Origin of the sequence: Acinetobacter sp. Ver3, from assembly GCF_000632455.1 — a bacterium.
In the GTDB taxonomy this organism is placed as follows: domain Bacteria; phylum Pseudomonadota; class Gammaproteobacteria; order Pseudomonadales; family Moraxellaceae; genus Acinetobacter.
This window is the reverse complement of the sequence record NZ_JFYL01000036.1, coordinates 24250-30751: the sequence shown is the minus strand read 5'-3', so window position 1 is coordinate 30751 and position 6502 is coordinate 24250. Positions and strand designations below refer to the sequence as shown.

Genomic DNA, 6502 nt, shown 5'->3' with positions numbered 1-6502 from the left:
CGTGTNTTTTTTATTAGCTGAAAGCATCAAATTTGATTATTCACATCATCATGTTTCGTTTCGCGAATCATGAGGAAAGCAATCAGCGAAAGGATTGATGCAGCCGTCAAATAATAGCCTACTGCAGACAAACCATATTCAGTTGCCAATTTCGTTGCAATCAAAGGTGCGAAAGATGCACCAAAAATACCAGCAAGGTTAAATGTTAACGCCGAACCAGTATAACGCACCGATGTCGGGAAGATTTCTGAAAGTACCGTACCGATTGGACCATAGGTTAAGCCCATAATCGCAAGACCAATACATAAGAATAAGAACACAATCAGTGTACTTCCTGACTCCAACATGTCCGCAAAGAAAATACCAAAAATAGCAGAAATTACACACACCGCGATCGAAGTGGTTTTACGACCGAACTTTTCCGCAAAAATTGCAGAAAGGGGAATAAATGCTGCAAAACAAAGCGTTGCAACCAACTGAAGTTGTAGGAACTCTTCACGAGAGTAACCTAATTGTTTTGTACCCCATTGCAAAGCAAATACAGTGGTTAAGTAAAAAACTACGAAAGTACAAATGGCTGCAATCGTTCCGAGTACAAGCATTTTTGAATGCTTTTTAAAAACTTGTACAAAAGGAACATTCACTTCTTTTTGTTTATCAAGCACGTTTTGGAATGCTGGCGTTTCATGCAACTTTAAGCGAATCCACAAGCCTACAATCACCAATAAGGCACTTGAAATAAATGGAATACGCCATCCCCATGACATGAATGCTTCTTCACTCATGAATGCCCCAAGCGTAAGGAAAGAGCCTGTGGCAAGGATGAAGCCGATTGGTGCACCAAGTTGAGGGAACATACCGTACCAAGCACGTTTGCCTTCTGGCGCATTTTCAGTTGCGAGTAGAACTGCACCTGACCATTCGCCACCTAAACCTAAGCCCTGACCTAATCGGCACAAAGCTAAAAGTAAGGGTGCCACAATGCCAATTTGCGCATAGGTTGGAAGTAAACCAATCGCAACGGTAGAAAGTCCCATGGTTAGCAAGGCTGCCACTAAGGTTGCTTTACGACCGATTCGATCTCCCAAATGACCGAATAGTGCGGCGCCGATAGGACGTGCGATGAATGCGATTGCAAAAGTTGCTAATGATTGAATCGTTGCTGTCATAGGATCTGTGCTTGTTGGAAAGAACAAGTAGGGGAAAATTATGACCGCAGCTGTTGCGTAAATATAAAAATCGAAGAACTCGATGGTTGTACCAACGAGGCTTGCAGTTAATACCCGAGTTTTAGAGTTTGCGGGCTGAGCTTGTTGTGATGCTGTATTAGACGCCATGAGAGACCTTACACTTACTAAAAATAAAAAACTTAGATTTAATAGCGTAATCTTTTTAAAAAAGGCGTAATTTCTTAAAAAAATACGAAATACCAGCTTGCTCTACGGTGTTAGGGTTGCTAGACGATGTAGTTAAAGTGGTTATAGCACGTAAAGATAAATAGACAGGAAATGTGATCCTGCACCTATCAATACAAAAATATGCCAGATAGCGTGAGTGTATCTTACCTTTTTTAAAGCATAAAACAATGCGCCTATGGTGTAAGCAAGGCCACCAACAATAAGGAGGGTTAAACTTTGATCAGATAAATATGTGCGCATATCATCAATCACAAGTAATGCTAACCATCCCATTGCGAGATAGGCTAAAAGCGATATTTTTTGAAAATGGTGAATAAATACCAATTTGAACAAAGTGCCAATCGCCGCAATTACCCAAAGCGCAATTAATAAATAGTGAGCTTTTTGCGTTGGTAAAGCTATAGATAGAAAAGGAGTGTATGTTCCTGCGATGAGATAATAAATAGCCGTGTGGTCCAATTTTTTAAACCAACCCCGACGCTCAGGTGTTTCCGCAAAATGATAAAGACTAGACGCCGTAAAGAGTAGAACTAAACTAAGTCCATAGACCCAAAGCCCGATCCATTGTGCCATAGGATAAGCAGCACCTTTTATAATTAATAAAATGGCACCGATGACGGCCAATACAGCACCAATGGCATGACTGATGAAATTAATTTTTTCTTCTAATGGATCATACGAAGCAGGAGATGCTTTCATTGTTCACTTACACATTTAATTATACATCTGTATCGTAATTGAATTTTGCTTTTCGCGTAAGACGCATTAAAATTTAATAGCATTTCTTTTTTTGGCACTGTTTATGACCGTTTCGGCATCTTCCACCCCGCAAGAGCAACAATTTCTTGAAGCATTTCATCAAGCATTAGCTTCTCAGCGTTTTGATCGTATGATTCTGAGCCAATATCAAGGTGAGATCGAAGCTTTAGAAAAGATGACTTTACGCATGATTCGACTACAAGATGAATGGATGCTGAATGTTCTGTATCGCTTTAAAACTCAAGATGTGACCAAAAATTTTCCAATTGATGAAGCTGATTCGTTGGTGAGTAAATTAGTCAGTGAATGCAAACAAGCCAATCTTTTTACATTGGACAGCGAGTTACAGCTCAAGAAAAATAAGAAAAAAGCCATCTTAACTCAAAGTAAAAAGGCTTCAGTCTCCAAGATCATTGAAAAATCACACGACCGTCAAAAACACCGTTTTGTTGAGCAAGAAAGTTATTTTCTTCAACCGTTGGGTATTACGGATCAAAAAGAACAAATTATTCCAAGCATGGCGCGTAAGTGGAAACAGATTAATAAATTTGTTGAGATTTGCTCAGGCGCATTAAACCAAATTCAAGTTGATCAGCAGCTCAACGTTGTCGATTTTGGCTCAGGTAAAGGTTATCTCACCTTTGCACTGTATGATTACTTACAAAAAAATGATTACAATCCTTATGTTACAGGTGTGGAACTGAACGAGAAAATGGTTCAATTCTGTCAAGATGTTGCCCGTAAATCAGATTTTAAGCATTTAGATTTTTTCCAAGGAGATGTACGAACTTACTCGCCTGAAAAACTCGATGTCATGATTGCGTTGCATGCCTGTGATGTAGCAACTGATTTTGCGATTCATACCGGTATTCGATTGAATGCGCAAATGATTATGTGCGCGCCGTGCTGCCACAAAGAGTTGAGACCTCAAATACAAAGTCCCTCTGTACTAAAACCAATGTTGCAGTTTGGTATTCATGAGGGGCAACAAGCTGAAATGCTGACAGATACAATTCGAGCGCTATTGTTAAAAGCCTATGGTTACGAGACAAAAGTTTTTGAATTTGTGGCTTTGGAGCATACCAGTAAAAATAAAATGATTTTAGCCACCAAGCGCAAAGACTTTAACGCACCAGATCAGCAAGTGTTAGATCAAATAATTGCATTAAAAAATATGTATGGTATTCAAAAGCACTCATTAGAGTTGCTTCTAAAAGGAGAGTGGGAGCAACAAAATATTGGTGAAAAGTGCTAACACACCTTTGGGAATTAACACATGAGTAATGTCTTCGATGTTCAAGTAGGTTCATGGTCGCAATTAAAGTGCTACGCGATGCAGATACGAGAGCAAGTATTTATTCTGGAACAACAAATTTCACCTGAAGACGAATGGGATATGGAAGATGAGACATCGATTCATTTCGTTGTTTTCCATGAAGGTGAGGCAATCGCCACGGCTCGACTACTTCAAAATCATAGTATTGGAAGGGTAGCAGTCATAAAGGCTTATCGAGGAAAAGGTTTTGGGGTTGAGCTCATGAAATTTATAATTGAGTTTGCTCAAAGGGAAAAGCGACCAACCTTGAATCTTTCTGCTCAAGTTCATGCATTACCATTTTATCAACGTTTAGGGTTTGAGCCCCAAGGTAAGGAATACTTAGATTGTGGTATTCCTCATGTTTATATGACGATGCAGCTTGAATAAAAAAACGGAGCCAATGCTCCGTTTTTTCATCACAAATATCAATGACTATGTGAACCTGATTGATCATCATGTGTATGACTGTGTTCGCCCATTGCTGCGTGTTCTTCTTCAGTCATATTGTGTTCAGTTGCACTAGCTTGAGCAGCTTTGTTGGCTTCGATTTTTGCTGCTGCTTCTTCAGACATCACAGGTGATGCTTTGAATGCATGATGTTCACTGGTTTCTGTTCGTTGTTTACTTGGCATATAGTCAGGTTCATTTTCAATGGCTACATAGAAAATCACCATAAATATAATACTTAAAATGATCGCGATAATTAGCGCTTTCCAACCCCAAGGAGATTTTTCTGGTGAAGAATGATCAGTCATAATGCTATACCAAGTTGGGTAAAATGAATCTTAGAATATGTTACTTTATAACACATATTTATCGACAAGACCGAAAAAAACCTCTCCGAAGAGAGGTTTTTAATTTATATCAATCAGATCGACTTTCCATACTGAACTTTGTCCTTGAGGAGTTGAGGTGCTTTAAAACGCTCACCATACTTCGCTTCAAGCTGATTCGCGCGCTCAAGCGCTTGTGCGAGTCCATATTGATTGAGGAACTGTAAAGCGCCGCCAGTCCAAGGGGCGAATCCTATGCCAAAAATAGAACCGATATTTCCATCAATGACAGACTCTAAAACACCCTCTTCAAGACAACGTAAGGTATCTAAAGATTGCACAAACAAGAAGCGATCAATCATTTCTTGCTCAGAAATATCAGCCTCTTTCGTCCAATGGTTTAAACCATCCCAAAGGTATTTTTTACCACCTTCTGGATATTCATAAAAACCAGCACCAGCAGCTTTGCCTTTACGCCCAAATTCATGGATCATTTGCTTTAAGACATCTTCAGCAGGGGAGTGTGGTAAATCTTTGCCTTCAGCCTGAAGCGCTTTACGCGTTTCGTTGGTCACATGCTCAGACAAGGTTAGTGCGACTTCATCTTGGATTGCTAATGGACCGACTGGCATACCTGCTTTTAAAGCAGCCATTTCAATTTTGGCTGGATGTACTCCTTCAGCCAGTAAACGCAAACCTTCGTTGACAAAAGTACCAAATACGCGGCTGGTGAAGAAACCACGACTATCATTCACCACGATAGGTGTTTTTCCAATTTGTTGAACATAATCATAGGCTTTAGCTAGTGTCTCAGCTGAAGTCTCTTTACCTTTAATAATTTCAACCAACTGCATTTTATCAACAGGGCTAAAGAAATGCAGTCCAATAAAGTTTTTCGCATCTTTACTTGCTGTTGCAAGACCTGTGATCGGTAAGGTGGATGTATTAGAAGCCATCACACCGCCGTCAACCAAATATTGCTCAGCTTCTTGAGTTACTTTAGCTTTGAGTTCTTGATTTTCGAATACAGCTTCAATGATTAAATCACAGCTTTGTAAATCGGATGCATTCGCTGTAGGGGTAATGAGAGATAAAATTTGTTCGCGCTTTTCAGCAGTCATTCGACCTTGTGAAACACGTTTATCTAACAGTTTTTGACTATACGCCTTACCTTTTTCTGCATTTTCAATCGATACATCTTTAAGGACGACTTGAATCCCTTTAACCGCTGTCGAGTAGGCAATGCCAGCACCCATCATTCCAGCGCCTAAAACACCTACTTTAGTTGCTTGCCATTTTGAAGGCTCTTTAGGGCGGCTTTCACCTGATTTGATTGCATTCAGTCCATGCCAGAACGTACCAATCATGTTTTTCGCAACTTGACCAGTTGCCAGATACGTAAAATAGCGAGACTCAATAGTTAACGCAGTATCAACATCTACCTGAGCACCTTCAACGGCAGCAGCCATAATGGCTTCAGGGGCTGGATAGCAACCTTTTGTTTTGTCACGCAACATTGCTGGTGCAATCGCAAGGACTTGAGCCACCTGAGGTGATGATGGCGTACCACCTGGAATTTTGTATCCTTTAACATCGAATGGTTGTTGAGATTTTGGATTTGCTTTAACCCAAGCAATTGCTTTATCCATGAGCTCTTGTTCAGAATCAGCCGTATCTTGAATTAAGCCTAGAGCTTTTGCTTTTTCTACACCAAATTGTTTGCCTTCCATCAGGAAAGGAAAAGCATTCTGCAAGCCGAGCAGTCGTACCATACGCACGATACCACCGCCACCTGGTAACAATCCTAAGGTAACCTCAGGTAGACCAAATTTCGCTTTAGGATCATTTAATGCAATACGAGCATGACAGCCTAGTGCGATTTCCCAACCACCACCGAGAGCTGTTCCATTTAATGCAGCAACAACTGGTACACCCAAGGTTTCAATATAGCGGAATTCCGCTTTCATTTTTTGGATCATGCCAAAGAATTCAGTGGCGTGTTCTGGTTGAGCTTGAATCAACTCATCCAAATCACCGCCTGCAAAAAAGGTTTTCTTTGCAGATTTAAAAATGATACCTGTAATGCCAGATTCGGCTTTCAGTTTTGCTACAGTCTCTTCCAAAGCAACTCGGAAATCTGCATTCATGGTATTGGCAGACTGATTAGGTGAGTCTAAGGTGAGAATAACAATGCCATCAGCATTTTTTTCAAATTGAATTGCACTCATTATTCT

At 40.2% G+C, this 6502-nt stretch carries 6 protein-coding genes; 2 read left to right on the top strand and 4 right to left on the bottom strand.

The window, feature by feature from the left end; all coding sequences use genetic code 11:
* Positions 1 to 26 precede the first annotated feature (26 nt).
* Together CL42_RS10375 and trhA are read right to left on the bottom strand one after the other, a co-directional pair.
* Entirely contained in the window at positions 27 to 1337 is a 1311-nt protein-coding gene (locus CL42_RS10375) for an MFS transporter (protein WP_035267948.1), read from the bottom strand.
* A gap of 141 nt (positions 1338 to 1478) precedes the next feature.
* On the bottom strand, positions 1479 to 2117 hold the full coding sequence (gene trhA / locus CL42_RS10370) for a PAQR family membrane homeostasis protein TrhA (RefSeq protein WP_035267946.1): 639 nt from the start codon (positions 2115 to 2117) through the stop codon (positions 1479 to 1481).
* Between the two features lie 103 nt (positions 2118 to 2220).
* Between trhA and CL42_RS10365 the strand changes: the two genes are divergently transcribed.
* Positions 2221 to 3432, top strand: coding sequence for a class I SAM-dependent methyltransferase (locus CL42_RS10365; protein WP_035267945.1), 1212 nt, complete (start codon positions 2221 to 2223; stop codon positions 3430 to 3432).
* Positions 3433 to 3453: 21 nt separating this feature from the next.
* Positions 3454 to 3882, top strand: coding sequence for a GNAT family N-acetyltransferase (locus tag CL42_RS10360; RefSeq protein ID WP_035267944.1), 429 nt, complete (start codon positions 3454 to 3456; stop codon positions 3880 to 3882).
* Positions 3883 to 3920: 38 nt separating this feature from the next.
* Here CL42_RS10360 and CL42_RS10355 read toward each other — a convergent pair whose 3' ends face one another.
* Positions 3921 to 4250 (bottom strand): hypothetical protein, encoded by a 330-nt coding sequence (locus CL42_RS10355; protein ID WP_035267942.1) that lies wholly within the window; start codon positions 4248 to 4250, stop codon positions 3921 to 3923.
* A 113-nt stretch (positions 4251 to 4363) separates the two neighbouring features.
* Positions 4364 to 6496, bottom strand: a complete 2133-nt coding sequence (locus CL42_RS10350; protein ID WP_035267941.1) for a 3-hydroxyacyl-CoA dehydrogenase NAD-binding domain-containing protein — start codon at positions 6494 to 6496, stop codon at positions 4364 to 4366.
* Positions 6497 to 6502: the final 6 nt, after the last annotated feature.

What these genes read in the sequence shown, in the direction of transcription:
- CL42_RS10375 (WP_035267948.1), bottom strand. Translation starts at nt 1,337, where the DNA reads ATGGCGTCTAATACAGCATCACAACAAGCTCAGCCCGCAAACTCTAAA.
- trhA (WP_035267946.1), bottom strand. Translation starts at nt 2,117, where the DNA reads ATGAAAGCATCTCCTGCTTCGTATGATCCATTAGAAGAAAAAATTAAT.
- CL42_RS10365 (WP_035267945.1), top strand. Translation starts at nt 2,221, where the DNA reads ATGACCGTTTCGGCATCTTCCACCCCGCAAGAGCAACAATTTCTTGAA.
- CL42_RS10360 (WP_035267944.1), top strand. Translation starts at nt 3,454, where the DNA reads ATGAGTAATGTCTTCGATGTTCAAGTAGGTTCATGGTCGCAATTAAAG.
- CL42_RS10355 (WP_035267942.1), bottom strand. Translation starts at nt 4,250, where the DNA reads ATGACTGATCATTCTTCACCAGAAAAATCTCCTTGGGGTTGGAAAGCG.
- CL42_RS10350 (WP_035267941.1), bottom strand. Translation starts at nt 6,496, where the DNA reads ATGAGTGCAATTCAATTTGAAAAAAATGCTGATGGCATTGTTATTCTC.